The organism is Streptomyces sp. NBC_00086 (genome assembly GCF_026343255.1).
GTDB lineage: Bacteria > Actinomycetota > Actinomycetes > Streptomycetales > Streptomycetaceae > Streptomyces.
In genome coordinates this window covers 1,988,336-2,004,039 of sequence record NZ_JAPELZ010000001.1, presented here as the reverse complement: position 1 = coordinate 2,004,039, position 15,704 = coordinate 1,988,336, and the positions used below count along the sequence as shown (strand labels likewise).

Annotated in this window: 11 protein-coding genes and 1 riboswitch; of the genes, 8 read left to right on the top strand and 3 right to left on the bottom strand. The window is 72.5% G+C overall.

The window, feature by feature from the left end:
- The first annotated feature begins 2 nt into the window (after nucleotides 1-2).
- The gene (locus OG276_RS08845; protein WP_266903919.1) at nucleotides 3-431 is read left to right on the top strand and encodes a hypothetical protein; all 429 of its coding nucleotides are present in this window, start codon (nucleotides 3-5) and stop codon (nucleotides 429-431) included.
- Here the strand turns inward: OG276_RS08845 and OG276_RS08840 are convergent.
- A complete protein-coding gene (locus OG276_RS08840) occupies nucleotides 377-2,470 on the bottom strand; it encodes a restriction endonuclease (RefSeq protein WP_266903918.1) in 2,094 nt (697 codons plus the stop codon). The two genes, OG276_RS08845 and OG276_RS08840, sit on opposite strands and share 55 nt — an antisense overlap.
- 116 nt (nucleotides 2,471-2,586) lie before the next feature.
- Nucleotides 2,587-5,043 carry a DNA topoisomerase (ATP-hydrolyzing) subunit A gene (locus OG276_RS08835; protein WP_266903917.1) on the bottom strand — a complete coding sequence of 819 codons (2,457 nt, stop codon included), beginning with the start codon at nucleotides 5,041-5,043 and terminating at the stop codon, nucleotides 2,587-2,589.
- A 254-nt stretch (nucleotides 5,044-5,297) separates the two neighbouring features.
- Between OG276_RS08835 and OG276_RS08830 the strand changes: the two genes are divergently transcribed.
- The 4 genes from OG276_RS08830 to OG276_RS08815 all read left to right on the top strand — a co-directional run bounded on the left by OG276_RS08830 (nucleotide 5,298) and on the right by OG276_RS08815 (nucleotide 10,158).
- Nucleotides 5,298-6,656 carry a pitrilysin family protein gene (locus OG276_RS08830; RefSeq protein ID WP_266903916.1) on the top strand — a complete coding sequence of 453 codons (1,359 nt, stop codon included), beginning with the start codon at nucleotides 5,298-5,300 and terminating at the stop codon, nucleotides 6,654-6,656.
- A 20-nt stretch (nucleotides 6,657-6,676) separates the two neighbouring features.
- Entirely contained in the window at nucleotides 6,677-8,044 is a 1,368-nt protein-coding gene (locus OG276_RS08825) for a pitrilysin family protein (protein ID WP_266912627.1), read from the top strand.
- Nucleotides 8,045-8,283: 239 nt separating this feature from the next.
- Nucleotides 8,284-8,443, top strand: a riboswitch (cyclic di-AMP (ydaO/yuaA leader).
- Nucleotides 8,444-8,455: 12 nt separating this feature from the next.
- On the top strand, nucleotides 8,456-9,250 hold the full coding sequence (locus tag OG276_RS08820; protein ID WP_266903915.1) for a M23 family metallopeptidase: 795 nt from the start codon (nucleotides 8,456-8,458) through the stop codon (nucleotides 9,248-9,250).
- A gap of 242 nt (nucleotides 9,251-9,492) precedes the next feature.
- Nucleotides 9,493-10,158: a GntR family transcriptional regulator gene (locus tag OG276_RS08815; protein ID WP_266903914.1), complete on the top strand. Its 666-nt coding sequence runs from the start codon at nucleotides 9,493-9,495 to the stop codon at nucleotides 10,156-10,158.
- A gap of 293 nt (nucleotides 10,159-10,451) precedes the next feature.
- Here the strand turns inward: OG276_RS08815 and OG276_RS08810 are convergent, their stop codons facing one another.
- Nucleotides 10,452-10,733: an HPr family phosphocarrier protein gene (locus OG276_RS08810; RefSeq protein ID WP_250746483.1), complete on the bottom strand. Its 282-nt coding sequence runs from the start codon at nucleotides 10,731-10,733 to the stop codon at nucleotides 10,452-10,454.
- A 184-nt stretch (nucleotides 10,734-10,917) separates the two neighbouring features.
- On the opposite strand from OG276_RS08810, the gene OG276_RS08805 reads away from it, so the two are divergent.
- From OG276_RS08805 to OG276_RS08795, 3 genes are read left to right on the top strand one after another with little or no spacing between them, the layout of a single operon-like run.
- On the top strand, nucleotides 10,918-13,797 hold the full coding sequence (locus OG276_RS08805; protein WP_266903913.1) for a bifunctional GNAT family N-acetyltransferase/acetate--CoA ligase family protein: 2,880 nt from the start codon (nucleotides 10,918-10,920) through the stop codon (nucleotides 13,795-13,797).
- Between the two features lie 57 nt (nucleotides 13,798-13,854).
- Entirely contained in the window at nucleotides 13,855-14,451 is a 597-nt protein-coding gene (locus tag OG276_RS08800) for a DUF5998 family protein (RefSeq protein ID WP_250746479.1), read from the top strand.
- A complete protein-coding gene (locus tag OG276_RS08795; RefSeq protein WP_266903912.1) occupies nucleotides 14,451-15,656 on the top strand; it encodes an alkaline phosphatase family protein in 1,206 nt (401 codons plus the stop codon). Before OG276_RS08800 ends, OG276_RS08795 begins: the two co-directional genes overlap by 1 nt.
- The last annotated feature ends 48 nt before the right edge of the window (nucleotides 15,657-15,704 follow it).

The following is a 15,704-nucleotide window of genomic DNA, read 5'->3' as shown; positions in this document are numbered from 1 at the left end:
CGGTGTGGAACGAGACCGACGACCCCGAAGACGTGGACGCGGCCTTCGAGCGCGGTGACCCCCACGCCGGGGTCATGGTGATCGCCCTCGCGCTCAACCACCCCGAAGCCGGGGCGATCTTGCCCCGGGTCGCCCGCGCGATGCGGTCGCCCGATCCGGAGATCCGCCGCCAAGGCGTCATCGCCCTGGCCCACACGGCCCGGCTGCACGGCACCGTCGACCGGGATTCCCTGGACCTGCTGCGCGCCCGGCCGCGGGGCAACGAGGCCGACGACGACCTCTGGAGCTTCGTCCCGCACCGGCGGCTGCCGGGGTGGCTGTGGGCGTACCACTGGTCGCAGCCGTCGACGTGGATCTGGGGGCTACGCCGCCTGCGTCAGGCGACCTCGATGCCGAAGTCGCCGAGGAGGGGTTCCAGGCCGCCCGGGTAGCCCTTGCCGCCGAGGACGAAGTCCCAGTCGCCGCCCGGGCGGCGCCGGAAGGAGCCGAGGACCAGGGCGGTTTCGCCGGCGCGGCCGTCGGAGACCTCCAGTTCGCCCAGTTCGCCGCCCGCCGCGTCCAGCAGCCGGATCCGGGCGTCCGTGAAGCCGGCCAGGTCGGCGTGCGGATTGACCTCCGGGTCGACCGCGGCGATGAGGACCAGGCGGTCGCAACGCTGCGGCAGCGCGTCGAAGGAGACCAGCAGCGCCGCCTTGTCGGGCGCCGCGTGCGCGTGGGTCCGTACCGAACCGTCCGGGGTGTTCGGGTTGTTGAAGAACACGAAGTGGTCCTCGCTGAGCACCCGGCTGCCTTCGCAGACCAGCGCGCACACGTCCAGCGCGACCGGCCCCGCCCAGGACATGCCGAGCACGTTGTGGTCCGCGGCGGGCTGCGGCCCGGCCGTCCGCTGGGCCGGGACCGAGGCCACCGTCCCCGGGCCGAGACGGCCGCGCAGTCCGTGCCGGTGCAGCAGATCCACGAGTGCGGCCCCGGGAACCAGCTCCAGCGGCTTGCCGTCGGCAAAGGTGTACGACGTGGGGCCGAAGGTCGCGGTGGTGACCAGCACTCCCTTGTTCGCCCCCTTGTCCTGCACCGTGCCGTAAAGATCCCGGACCGCCGTCGGTGACACGGTGTTGCGGTAGCGCTTGACCTGCACCACGATCCGTCCGCCCGTGATCGGGGACGGGTCGTTCGCCTCGATATCGACCCCGCCGTCGCCCGACCGTTGAGTCGTCAGCGCCTCCATGCCCATGGCCCGGAACAGCTCCGCGACCAGGTTCTCGAAGGCGATCGGGTCCATCGCGAAGAGGTCAGGCTCGTCCTCGTCGTCGTCGCGGCCCGCGTGCCCTCCGTGACTGACGACGCCGCCGACCTCACCGGGCCGACGCTCCGGGCGCACGGCGGCCGGCTGGTCCGGCCGCGCCGACAACTGCCCGCCCAGCCCCTCCACCAGACAGTCCACCGCGCTCACCAGCTCCAGCCGCAGCCCGGTGAAAGCGGAGCGCGCCGCCGACACCGAGGCGAGGACGAGCTGCGCTTCCCGCCCCGTCACCGGATCGTGGGCGTCCACGAAACCGTTGACGACGACGGACTCCAGTACGCCGAACTCGTCGGCCGCGTACAGATCGCGCACCACCAGCAGCACGCACTGCGCCAGCAGGTCCCGGTAGACCGCCCGCCGCTGCGTGGCCGGGCGGGCCGTCTCCTTGTCCTGGTCCGTGCTCGGCACGTACCGCACCGACTTGGCCTCCGGCACCACCTCGTAGCCGGGCAGTTCCCAGTCCAGCACCAGCTGGCGCCGCGCCGGGTCGTAGGCCGCCGACACCTGTCGGGGGAGGTTCTCCGGCCAGCCGGCCGAGGCGTACAGGGCCGCCGAGAAGTACTCCACCGCGGCCTCCGCGTCGCCCGCGCGCAGCGCCCCGGCCAGCTCGGTGAGCCCGGCGTTGTGCCCGCGGATCCCGGCAAGCTGCTCCGCCGCCCAGCGGTCGTACTGCTGTCGGTACGCCGCCAGTTGCTGCTGCCGCTGTGCCTCCGCGGCCTGCGCCGCCTGCCAGGCCTGCGTGTACCGGGCGTGCGCCTCGCGCTCCGCCTGCGCTCGCCGGTTCGAGCCCAGCGTCCAGCCGCCGCTCTGCTGCTGGAAGTGGTGCAGCTGTGGCAGCGGCACGGGGTGCGCCAGGGTTCCCGGGTCGAAGGGTTCGAGCCGCTCGGTCCTGGCCAGGGCGGCCAGCCGGAACGCCGGGGCCCGGCAGCCCGCGGCCAGCAGTCCCTGCAGGGCCGCGACCTGGGCGTCGAGCCGCTCGGTCGCCCGCCGGGCCTCGGCCTCGCGGTGCTGCTTGTAGGCGGCTTGCTGCTCGCGCTGCCCCCGGGCCACGTCCCGTTCGTACGCCCGCTGCCGGCGTTCGGCCTCGCGCTGCTGGATCAGCTGCGTCTGCTGCGTCCGGCGCTGGGCCTCGGCCCAGTCACTGATCAATCCGCCCGACCGACGACTCATCAGTTCTGTGTCTCCCCGCCCCACCCGACAGTGCCAAGAGGGAAAACACTAGTCGCCATTCGGGTGGTACGTCCGCCCAGTCGCGACGGCAGCACCACCCGAATGACCTGCAACTCCTACAGCACCGCGCCCGCCAGCGCCGCGACCACGGCCGGCAGCGCCGTGCCCGAGCCGTCCCGGCGCGGGTCCACGGCCGGCAGGAGCGCCGGAGTGCCGTTCGCCGCCGCCGCGCGGACCGGGGACGTGCCCGCCCAGGCCAGCAGCAGGACGTCCTCGCCCTTCAGGAAGCGCTGGCAGCGCACGCCGCCGGTGGCCCGGCCCTTGCGCGGGTACTGGTCGAACGGGGTCAGCTTCCCGGACTGCAACGAGTCGTCCAGCGTCCCGTGCGAGCCCGCCACCGTGAATACCACGGCCTCGCGCGCCGGGTCCACCGCCGAGAAGTGGATCACCTTGGCGCCGTCCGCGAGCTTGATGCCCGCCATACCGCCCGCGGGGCGGCCCTGCGGGCGGACCTGGCCCGCCGGGTAGCGCAGCAGCTGGGCGTCGTCGGTGATGAAGACGAGGTCCTCCTCGCCCGTGCGCAGCTCGACCGCTCCGATGATCCGGTCACCGTCCTTGAGGGTGATGACCTCCAGCTCGTCCTTGTTGGCCGGATAGTCCGGCACGACCCGCTTGACCACGCCCTGCTCGGTGCCGAGCGCCAGCCCCTGCCCGGACTCGTCCAGCGAGGTCAGGCAGACGACCTTCTCGTCGGGTTCCAGTGCGGAGAGGAACTCCGTGACCGGGGCGCCGCCCGCGAGGTTCGGCGCGGCGTGGGTGTCGGGCAGCTGCGGCAGGTCGATCACCGACAGCCGCAGGAGCCGCCCGTACGAGGTGACCACGCCGATGTCCGCCCGCGCGGTCGCCGCGACCTGCGAGACGATCAGGTCGTGCTTGGCGCGGGCGCCGCCCTCCTCCTCGGGGAGCGGGTCGGCGTTCGGCGTACGGGCGAGCAGCCCCGTGGAGGACAGCAGCACCCGGCACGGGGTGTCCTCGACCTCCAGCGGGACCGCCGCGACCGGCGTCCCCGCCGACTCCAGCAGCACCGTACGGCGCTCCGTGCCGAACTTCTTCGAGACCGCGGCCAGTTCCGCCGAGACGAGCTTGCGCAGCTCGCTGTCGGAGTCGAGGATCCCGGTCAGCTCGTCGATCTCGCCGGCCAGCCGGTCGCGCTCGGACTCCAGCTCGATCCGGTCGAAGCGGGTGAGCCGGCGCAGCGGGGTGTCCAGGATGTACTGGGTCTGGATCTCGCTCAGCGAGAAGCGCTCCATCAGGCGCTCCTTGGCCTGAGCGGAGTTGTCGCTGTCCCGGATGATCCGGATGACCTCGTCGATGTCGAGCAGCGCCACCAGCAGGCCCTCGACCAGGTGCAGCCGGTCGCGGCGCTTGCCGCGGCGGAACTCGCTGCGCCGGCGCACGACCTCGAAGCGGTGGTCGAGGTAGACCTCCAGCAGCTCCTTGAGGCCCAGCGTCAGCGGCTGTCCGTCGACCAGCGCGACGTTGTTGATGCCGAAGGTCTCCTCCATCGGCGTCAGCTTGTACAGCTGCTCCAGCACGGCCTCGGGGTGGAAGCCGTTCTTGATCTCGATGACCAGGCGCAGGCCGTGCGAGCGGTCCGTGAGGTCCTTGACGTCCGCGATGCCCTGGAGCTTCTTCGAGCCGACCAGGTCCTTGATCTTCGCGATGACCTTCTCGGGACCGACCGTGAAGGGCAGTTCGGTGACGACCAGCCCCTTGCGGCGCGGGGTCACGTCCTCCAGGGCCACCGTGGCACGGATCTTGAAGGTGCCGCGGCCGTTCTCGTAGGCGTCCTTGATTCCGGCGAGGCCCACGATCCGGCCACCGGTGGGCAGGTCGGGACCCGGCACGAAGCGCATCAGCGCTTCCAGGTCCGCCTCCGGGTAGCGGATCAGGTGGCGGGCGGCCGCGATGACCTCGCCGAGGTTGTGCGGGGCCATGTTGGTGGCCATGCCCACCGCGATCCCGGACGCGCCGTTGACCAGCAGGTTCGGGTACGCGGCCGGCAGGACGACCGGTTCGCGCTCCTGGCCGTCGTAGTTCGCGGCGAAGTCGACGGTGTTCTCGTCGATCCCGTCCGTCATCAGCGAGGCGGCGTCGGCCATCTTCGACTCGGTGTACCGCATCGCGGCGGGCGGGTCGTCGTTGCCGAGCGAGCCGAAGTTGCCGTGGCCGTCGACCAGCGGGAGCCGCATGGAGAAGGGCTGCGCCATGCGCACGAGGGCGTCGTAGATCGACGCGTCGCCGTGCGGGTGCAGCTTGCCCATGACCTCGCCGACGACACGGGCGCACTTCACGTAGCCGCGGTCGGGGCGCAGGCCCATCTCGTTCATCTGGTAGACGATGCGCCGGTGCACCGGCTTCATGCCGTCGCGGGCGTCGGGCAGGGCACGGGAGTAGATCACCGAGTACGCGTACTCGAGGAAGGAGCCCTGCATTTCGTCGACGACGTCGATGTCGAGGATCTTCTCCTCGAAATCCTCCGGCGGCGGGGTCTTCGTGCTGCGGCGGGCCATCGCTGCGCGGCTCCTTAACCAAGAATCGGGATGAGCTGAGCTCTCACGGGGTGGGGACGGGACTGGGGGTGGGACGGGACTGCGTCGGGCGGGCGGGCGGTTTCGGACAGGGGTGACGCGGACCATTGTGGCCCGAGGCACCGACAACGCCGACTCCGACCCAGGACTGGGCCGGGAACTTCTCCGCGCCCCGACACGCTTGCATACAGTGGCAGGTCTGACAGGAATCTCTGCATCGCGATCGAAGGGACCACATGCCCATGGGTCACACGGCCACAGCTCACGCCGGCTCCGGCGGCCTCACAGCGACCGAGCACCGGCTGGCCAACGGCCTGCGCGTGGTGCTGTCCGAGGACCACCTGACCCCGGTCGCCGCGGTCTGCCTCTGGTACGACGTCGGCTCGCGCCACGAAGTCAAGGGACGTACGGGTCTGGCTCACCTCTTCGAGCACCTGATGTTCCAGGGCTCGAAGAACGTCTCCGGCAACGGCCACTTCGAACTGGTCCAGGGAGCCGGCGGCTCCCTCAACGGGACCACGAGCTTCGAGCGGACCAACTACTTCGAGACGATGCCGACCCACCAGCTGGAGCTCGCGCTGTGGCTGGAAGCGGACCGGATGGGCTCGCTGCTGGCCGCCCTGGACGACGAGTCCATGGAGAACCAGCGCGACGTCGTCAAGAACGAGCGCCGCCAGCGGTACGACAACGTCCCGTACGGCACGGCCTTCGAGAAGCTGACGGCCCTGGCCTACCCCGAGGGCCACCCGTACCACCACACCCCGATCGGGTCCATGGCCGATCTGGACGCCGCGTCCCTGGAGGACGCGCGCGCGTTCTTCCGTACGTACTACGCGCCCAACAACGCGGTGCTCTCGGTCGTCGGCGACATTGACCCCGAGAAGACGCTCGCCTGGGTCGAGAAGTACTTCGGCACCATCCCCGGCCACGACGGCAAGCAGCCGCCGCGCGACGGCTCGCTGCCCGAGATCATGGGGGCGCAGCTGCGCGAAGAGGTCGTCGAGGAGGTGCCGGCCCGCGCGCTGATGGCCGCCTACCGGCTCCCGCACGACGGCACCCGCGAGTGCGACGCCGCCGACGTGGCGCTGACCGTCCTGGGCAGCGGCGAGTCCTCCCGGCTCCACAACCGCCTGGTGCGCCGCGACCAGAGTGCCGTCGCGGCCGGTTTCGGCATGCTGCGCCTCGCCGGCGCGCCCTCGCTGGGCTGGCTGGACGTCAAGACCTCCAGCGGGGTCGAGGTGCCCGCCATCGAGGCGGCCGTCGACGAGGAGCTCGCGCGGTTCGCCGCCGAGGGCCCGACGGCCGAGGAGATGGAGCGCGCGCAGGCCCAGCTGGAGCGCGAGTGGCTGGACCGGCTGAGCACGGTGGCCGGGCGCGCCGACGAACTGTGCCGCTTCGCGGTGCTGTTCGGCGACCCGCAGCTCGCGCTGACCGCCGTCCAGCGCGTCCTCGACGTCACCGCCGAGGAGGTGCAGGCCGTGGCCGCGGCCCGACTGCGCCCCGACAACCGGGCGGTGCTCGTCTATGAGCCGATCGCCGTGGACGACACCGAAGAGACCGACGCGAGCGACGAGAACGAGGGGGCGGAGCAGTGAGCGACACCGCAGCCGTCACGATGACCTTCCACCCGCGCCCCGAGGCCGGCGAGCCGCAGCCGTGGGCCTTCCCGGCCCCCGAGCGCGGGGTGCTGGCCAACGGCCTGACCCTGCTGCGCTGCCACCGCCCGGGCCAGCAGGTGGTCGCGGTCGAGATCAACCTCACCGCCCCGCTCGACGCGGAGCCCGAGGGCCTCGACGGCGTGGCCACGATCATGGTCCGCGCCCTGTCCGAGGGCACCGACAAGCGCTCCGCCGAGGAGTTCGCCGCCGAGCTGGAGCGCTGCGGCGCCACCCTCGACGCGCACGCCGACCACCCCGGCCTGCGGGTCTCCCTGGAGGTCCCGGCCTCCCGCCTGCACAAGGCGCTGGGCCTGGTCGCAGAAGCGCTGCGCGCACCGGCCTTCGCCGACTCCGAGGTCGACCGTCTGGTGCGCAACCGGCTCGACGAGATCCCGCACGAGAGCGCCAACCCGCAGCGCCGCGCCGCCAAGCAGCTCTCCAAGGAGCTCTTCCCGGCCTCCCTGCGGATGTCCCGCCCGCGCCAGGGCACCGAGGAGACGGTCGCCCGCATCGACTCCGCGGCCGTACGCGCCTTCTACGAGGCCCACGTGCGCCCCGCGACCGCCACCGCGGTGGTCGTGGGCGATCTGACCGGCATCGACCTGGACGCCGTCCTGGCCGACACCCTGGGCGCGTGGACCGGTGACACCACCGCCCCGCGCCCGGTCCCGCCGATCACCGCCGACGACACGGGCCGCGTGGTCATCGTGGACCGCCCCGGCGCGGTCCAGACGCAGTTGCTGATCGGCCGCATCGGCGCCGACCGGCACGACCGGGTCTGGGCCCCGCAGGTGCTCGGCACGTACTGCCTGGGCGGCACCCTCACCTCCCGGCTGGACAAGGTCCTGCGCGAGGAGAAGGGGTACACGTACGGCGTGCGCGCCTTCGGCCAGGTGCTGCGTTCCACCGCCGACGGCAAGGGTGCCTCGATGCTCGCCATCAGCGGCTCGGTGGACACCCCGAACACCGGCCCGGCCCTGGACGACCTCTGGACGGTGCTGCGCACCCTCGCGGAGGGCGGCCTGACCGACGCCGAACGGGACGTGGCCGTGCAGAACTTGGTGGGCGTCGCCCCGCTGAAGTTCGAGACGGCCGCCTCGGTCGCGGGCACGCTCGCCGACCAGGTCGAGCAGGAGCTCCCGGACGACTACCAGGCGCAGTTGTACGCGCGCCTCGCCGAAACCGGAACGGTGGAGGCCACTTCGGCGGTCGTCAGCGCCTTCCCGGTGGACCGCCTGGTCACGGTCCTGGTCGGTGACGCCTCGCAGATCGAGGAGCCGGTGCGGGCCCTCGGGATCGGCGAAGTGACCGTGGTCACCAACTGACCGTCCGTTGACTGCCGGCGGGCCGCCAACTGGCCCGCCGGGCGCGGAAATCCGGCACGGGACCCCAGCGGCTTGTCCGCCGGGGTCCCTTTTGCCTTTTCTGTCCCTTTGATGGTGTGGTTGCTTGTATGTGGTGTGGCGTGCGCAACAAAAGGGCGTGTCTGTTTGGCGATTGACTGATGATCCGCCTAGCGTCGGCCGTGCTGTTCGTCAGTTGTAACCGCCGCGCCCGCGGCACCGGACAGCGATCGCCGAGTCCCCGTCAGGCGCGAGCCTGGGGAGCCGGGGACCCACTTGTGTCCCTGGGGTGAATCGGACCGCCTCGCAAGAGGGGGCCCGTAGGAGACCTTCCTGCTCCGAACCCGTCAGCTAACCCGGTAGGCGAGAGGGAAGGAAAGGATCAGCCCCTTCATGGCGTTTGGCAGTAGTGCCGCCGGCAAGCACCGTGGCCCGAGCCGTATGAGCCGCAGGACCGCCGGCTACGCCGGCATAGCCGCCCTCGCCGCAACCGGCGTCGTCGGCTCCCTGGCCGGTCCCGCGTTCGCCGCGGACCAGTCCCCCTCCATCGAGGACACCGGCACCCTCAACACCATCGTGGTGGCCGACGAGCTCGCCGGTGACGTCGAGGCCCAGGCCCAGTCCCAGCAGCGCGCCGCCGAGGCCGCCGCCGCCAAGGCGCAGGCCGAGGCCGACGCCAGGCAGCGGGCCGCCGAAGCCAAGGCGAAGGCCGAAGCGCAGGCCAAGGCCGAGCGCGAGGCCGCCGAGCGCGCCGCCCGCGAAGAGGAGCGCAAGCGCCTCAACACCTTCGTGTCGCCGCTCGACAACACCTACGTCAGCACCCAGTACCACGCGGGTGGCGGCATGTGGTCCTCCGGCAGCCACACCGGCATCGACTTCCACGCCGCCTCCGGCACCGAGGTGCACGCCGTGGGCCTCGGCACCGTGGTCGAGGCGGGCTACGGCGGCGCGTACGGCAACAACGTCGTGATCAAGCACGCCGACGGCACGTACACCCAGTACGGCCACATGTCCTCGCTGAGCGTCTCCGTCGGCCAGCAGGTCACCCCGGGCCAGAAGATCGGCCTGTCGGGCTCCACCGGCAACTCCAGCGGCCCGCACCTGCACTTCGAGGCCCGCACCGGCGCCGACTACGGCTCGGACATCAACCCGGTCACGTACCTGCGCTCGCACGGCGTCACCGTCTGACCCGCTCGCCCCACCGCACGTCTTCCGCGAAGGCCCCGGCTCTCTTCGAGCCGGGGCCTTCGCGCTTCTCGCCGCGCGCTTGGTCCTCCGCGCCGTACCCGGGTCTTGTGCTCCGCCTTGTACCCCGCCTTGTGTTCCGCGGTGTGTGAATGTTTCGTATTTCCGGCCGCTCTCGGAAATTATCGTGTGTTGCAATAGAGTCGCAACGCGCACAGTCATACGAAAAAGGCGGAGGTCCGGTCTTGCGTATTCCCGCGCACACGGTATGCACAGCGATCCGCGACGACATCGTCTCCGGAGTGTTCGGGCCCGGCGGCCGGCTGACCGAGGAGGTGCTGGCCCGCCGGTACGGAGTCTCGCGCGTCCCGGTGCGCGAGGCGCTGCGCACGCTGGAGTCCGAGGGGTTCGTGACCACCCGGCGGCACGCGGGCGCCTGCGTGGCCGAGCCGACCGAACAGGAGGCGGCCGACCTCCTGGAGCTGCGGATGCTCCTGGAGCCCCTCGCGGCCGCCCGGGCGGCCCGGCGGCGCAGCGAGGCCCACCTCAAGGTGCTGCGCGGCCTGGTCAGGCTGGGCCAGGAGCGGGCCAGGAGGGGCCAGGGCGAGGATCTGCGCTCCCTGGGCGGCTGGTTCCACGAGACGCTCTCCCAGGCCTCGGGCAGCCCCGGGCTGATCGCGCTGCTCACCCAGATGCGGCACAAGGTGGCCTGGATGTACGTGGTGGAGGCCCCGGCGCGGCCCGTGGAGTCCTGGGCGGAGCACGGCGCGATCGTGGACGCGGTGGCCCGGGGCGACGCCGAGCGGGCCCGGGCGCTGACCGCGGTGCACGTGGACAGGGCGGCGGGGGCGCACCGGCTGCGCGTGAGGACTTTGCAACCTGCCGTAAACACGGCAAGCGTTCCGCATTAACAAACGCCGTATACAAAGGTGGGATATCCGGGCCGGGTAATTGGCGCCCGTGTCTCGCGTGCCATTGTGCCGGAATTCGGCCACGGGAATCGAGTGTGTCGGAATAGCGGCGTGCGTATTTCCGTCCGATTCGACGATCCGGCGATCCTGCGGGGGTGGAGTCCACGGGGGCGGCCCGGATTGCAGCGCGGAAAGCAGAGAAGCCGTTGCCCCCGACCGTGACGGTCGATGGGCAACGGCTTCGCCGTGCAAGTCCTGTAAGTCTGCGAGTCCTGCGGGTCGAACCCGAAGGGTCAGACGGTCTCGGGAAGCTCCTCGAGCCCCTCGGCGACCAGCTTCGCGAGGCGGTCCAGCGCGGCCTCGGCGCCGTCGGCCTCGGAGGAGAGGACGATCTCCTCGCCGCCCTGGGCGCCCAGGCCCAGAACCGCCAGCATGGAGGCGGCGTTGACGGGGTCGCCGCCGGCCTTCGCGATGGTCACCGGGACGCCGGAAGCGGTCGTCGCGCGGACGAAGATCGAGGCGGGACGAGCGTGCAGGCCCTCGGCCCAGCCGACGTTGACGCGGCGCTCTGCCATGGTGATGCCCTTCAGGTTCTTACGGTTGTCTAGACCAGTCTCTCACGGCGTCCGGAATGGTCGAACCGACCTTCGGCCCGAGTTTCCCGCCATTCGACCTACCCCAGCTTGCCCTGATTCGAGCCAGCTTGCCCGATGCGCCGCGCCCGGGCCACTTGAAGCGTTCGAGCCTTAAGGTGACCCCATGACGACCGAGTCCGACCCCTCGTACCCGGACCACTGGGAAGCCGACGTGGTCCTCCGTGACGGCGGAACGGCCCGGATCCGGCCCATCACCACCGACGACGCGGGCCGGCTGGTCAGCTTCTACGAGCAGGTCTCGGACGAGTCGAAGTACTACCGGTTCTTCGCTCCCTACCCCCGCCTCTCCGACCGGGACGTGCACCGCTTCACGCACCACGACTACGTGGACCGGGTCGGCCTCGCCGCGACGATCGGCGGCGAGTTCATCGCCACCGTCCGCTACGACCGGATCGGCGCCGACGGCCGCTCGGCCACCGGACCCTCCGACGAGGCCGAGGTCGCCTTCCTGGTCCAGGACGCCCACCAGGGACGCGGGGTCGCCTCCGCCCTGCTCGAACACATCGGTGCGGTGGCCCGCGAGCGCGGGATCCGCCGCTTCGCGGCCGAGGTGCTGCCGGCCAACAGCAAGATGATCAAGGTGTTCACCGACGCCGGCTACCAGCAGAAGCGCAGCTTCGAAGACGGCTCCGTCCACCTCACCCTCGACCTCGAACCGACCGCCGAGTCCCTCGCGGTCCAGCGCGCCCGCGAACAGCGCGCCGAGGCCCGATCCGTCCAGCGGCTGCTGTCACCCGGCTCGGTGGCGGTGATCGGCGTCAGCCGCTCCCTCGCGGGCGTGGGCGCGGCGGCCCTGCGCAACCTGCGCGACAGCGGCTTCCACGGCCACCTCTACGCCGTCAACGAGGCCGTCACCCGCGATCTGCTCGACGGCGTACGGGCCTACCCCACGCTCGGCGCCGTCGGCGCCCCGGTCGACCTCGCCGTCATCGCGGTCCCGGCGGACCGGGTCCCGGACGCGGTGGCGGCCTGCGGTGAACACGGGGTGCAGGGGCTGGTCGTCCTGTCCGCCGGATACGGGGAGAGCGGGCCCGAGGGCCTGGCCCGCCAGCGCGAACTGGTGCGGCAAGTGCGCTCGTACGGCATGCGGCTGATCGGTCCGAACGCCTTCGGGGTGATCAACACGGCCCCCGAGGTGGAGCTGAACGCCTCCCTGGCCCCCGCTCCGGCCCCCGCGCGGGGACGGGTCGGCCTCTTCACCCAGTCCGGGGCGATCGGCATCGCGCTGCTCTCCGGGCTGCTGCGGCGCGGGGAGGGCCTGTCCTCCTTCATCTCCGCCGGGAACCGGGCCGACGTCTCCGGAAACGACATCCTCCAGTACTGGTACGACGACGAGGCCACCGACGTCGCGCTCATGTACCTGGAGACCCTCGGCAACCCGAGGAAGTTCACCCGGCTCGCCCGGCGCACCGCGGCCGTCAAGCCCGTGGTCGTCGCCAGGGGAGGCCGGCACACCCCCGCCGGACACGTGGTCCCCGGCACCCGGCTGCCCGAGGCGACGGTCTCGGAGCTGCTGCGGCAGGCCGGCGTCATCCGGGTCGACACGGTGACCGAGCTGGTGGACGTCGGCCTGCTGCTGGCCTCACAGCCCGTACCGGCCGGGCCGCGGGTCGCCATCCTCGGCAACTCCGAATCGCTCGGGGTCCTCACCTACGACGCCTGCCTCACGGAGGGGCTGCGGCCGCTGCCGCCGCTCGACCTGACCACGGCCGCCTCGCCGGAGGACTTCCGTACCGCCGTCTCCGCGGCGCTGGCCTCGCCGGACACCGACGCCGTCGTCGTCACCGCGATCCCGTGGGTGAGCGAGCACGCGCTCGCCGACGATCTGGCCGAGGCCCTGCGGGCGGCCGCCGCAGGGCATCCGGGCAAGCCGGTCGCCGTGGTCCACGTGGAGCTGGGCGCCCTCGCGGAGGCCCTCTCGGCGGCCACGGCACCGGCCGCCGCGACGGCCCTCGCGGACGCCCTGCCCGCGACGCTGCCGACGCCCGCGACGGCCCTGGCGGCCTCCGGCTCCGCCCCGGCCCCCGGGTCCGGCGCAGCCCCCGCCCCCGAGCCGGCGCCGGAGCCGGCCCCCGGCGGCGCGGAGAGTGCGGCCGTGCCCGCCCCCGGGACCGCCCGGATCCCCAGCTACCCCGCCGCCGAGCGGGCGGTCAAGGCCGTCGCCGAAGCCGTCCGGTACGGGCAGTGGCGCCGGGGCATCGCCGAGGTCGGGCAGGTGCCCGAGTTCGAGGACATCGACGAGAGCGGGGCCGCCGCACAGCTCGCCCGCCTGCTGGCCGGCGTAGGGGAGGAGGAGGTCGCGACCCTGGACGACCCCGATGCCCGCGAGCTGCTCGCCCGGTACGGGATCCGGGTGTTCTCCACGCTCCCGGCCCCCAGCGCGGACGCCGCGGTCCGCGCCGCCGCGGTCCTCGGCTACCCCGTCGCGCTCAAGACCACCGCCCCGCACCTGCGCCACCGCGCCGACCTCGGCGGGGTCCGCCTCGACCTCACCACCGAGGCCGAACTGCGCCGCTCGTACGAGGAGCTCACCCACGCGCTGGGCAAACCGCAGGAGCTGCTCCCCGTGGTCCAGTCGATGGTCCCGCGGGGCGTCGACACCGTCATCCGCTCCGTCATCGACCCCGCCGCCGGCGCCGTCCTGTCCTTCGGGCTCTCCGGGGTCGCCTCCGAGCTGCTCGGCGACACCGCCCACCGGCTGGTTCCCGCCACCGACAAGGACGCGGCGAGCCTGATCCGCTCGATCCGCACCGCCCCGCTGCTCTTCGGCTGGCGCGGCAGCGACCCCGTGGACACCCCCGCCCTGGAGGAACTCCTCCTGCGCCTCTCCCGCCTCGTCGACGATCACCCCGAGGTGGTCGGGGTCGCCCTGGAGCCCGTCGTCGTCGCCACCGAGGGGCTGTCCGTGCTCAGCGCGAGCGTCCGCGTCGCCCACCCGCCCGCCCGCGGCGACCTCGGCCCGCGGACCCTGCCCAGCTACTGAGGTCCGACAGGCCCCAGGGCGGCCGAGGTGCCCCATACGGGCCTTAGGATGGACCTCATGGCGAAATCCGGTACGACGACCCAGGGGCTGCGCACGGCGATCGAGCGCAGCGGCTACTACCCGGCCCTCGTGGCCGAGGCCGTGGAGGCCGCGGTCGGCGGCGAGCCGATTTCGTCGTACCTGGTCCACCAGGAGACGACCTTCGACTCCAACGAGGTGCGCCGGCACGTCACCGTGCTGGTCCTGACCGGCAACCGCTTCATCGTCAGCCACACCGACGAGCAGGCCGCCGACGCCGGGTCCCCCTCCCCGTACGCGACCACCTCCACCGAGTCGGTCAAGCTGGCCAGCATCTCCTCCGTGGTGCTCAGCCGCGTCGTCGCCAACCCGGAGTCCTACACTCCCGGCACCCTGCCCCGCGAGGTCGTCCTGACCATCGGCTGGGGCGCGGTCTCGCGCATCGACCTGGAGCCCGCCGCCTGCGGCGACGCCAACTGCGACGCCGACCACGGCTACACCGGCAACTCCACCGCCGACGACCTCAGCCTGCGCGTCAGCGAAGCCGGCGACGGCCCCGAGGCGGTCCGCCAGACCCTGGTCTTCGCCCAGGCGCTCAGCGAAGCGACTGCGGCCACCTCCACCCCCGCCCGCTGATGGCGTACTCCGCCGCGCAGAGCTGGCAGGACGAGCCCGAGCTGCTGGACCTGGCCGGCGCCCCGGTGCCGCACTACGGCACCGGCTCGCTCGCCGACCTGCTGCCCACCCTCGTGGCCGGCCAGGGCGTACCCGGCTTCGAGGCCTCGATCGCCGAGCTGAGCCCGGCCGACCGGAACTGCGTGTTCCTGGTCGACGGCATGGGCTGGGAGCAGATCAAGGCCCACCCGGACGAGGCCCCGTACCTCACTTCCCTCCTCTCCACCTCGCGCGGCGGTACCGGCCGCCCGATCACCGCGGGCTTCCCGGCGACCACCGCCACCTCGCTGGCCTCCGTCGGCACCGGCCTGCCGCCCGCGCGGCACGGCCTGCCCGGGTACACCGTGCGCAATCCCGCCACCGGCGAACTGATGAACCAGCTCCGCTGGCACCCGTGGACCCCGCCCAAGCCCTGGCAGCCGTACCCGACCGTCTTCCAGCGGGCGGACGCGGCCGGGGTGGCCACCGCGCAGGTGTCCTCGCCGGCCTTCCAGACCACCCCGCTGACGAAGGTCGCCCTGAGCGGCGGCACCTTCCTCGGCCGGATGACCGGCGAGGAGCGCATGGACCTCGCGGCCGAGCGGCTCGCGGCCGGTGACCGCTCGCTCGTCTACACGTACTACAGCGAGCTCGACGGAGCCGGCCACCGGCACGGCGTCGACTCCGACGCCTGGCGCGGCCAGCTCATGTACGTGGACCGCCTCGTCCAGCGGCTCGCCGAGCAACTGCCGCCGCGCACCGCGCTGTACGTGACCGCCGACCACGGCATGGTGGACGTCCCCTTCGACGAGGACTCCCGCATCGACTACGACGACGACTGGGAACTCGGCGCGGGCGTGGCCCTGCTGGGCGGCGAGGGCCGGGCCCGGCACGTGTACGCCGTACCGGGCGCCGAGGCCGACGTCCTCACCGTCTGGCGCGAGGTCCTCGGCGACCGCTTCTGGGTCGCGAGCCGGGCGGAAGCCCTGGAACTGGGCTGGTTCGGGGCACCGGGAGAATGCGACGAGCGGGTCCTCGGCCGCATCGGCGACGTGATCGCCGCCGCCCAGGCCGACGTGGCGATCACCGCCTCACGCGCCGAGCCCAACGAGTCGGCCCTCGCCGGCATGCACGGCTCCATGACCCCGGCCGAGCAGCTCGTCCCGCTGCTCGAAATCCGCTCCTGACCCTCGGGGCCGCACCCCTTCCCCCGCCTCCCCCTCCCTCCGAAAGGC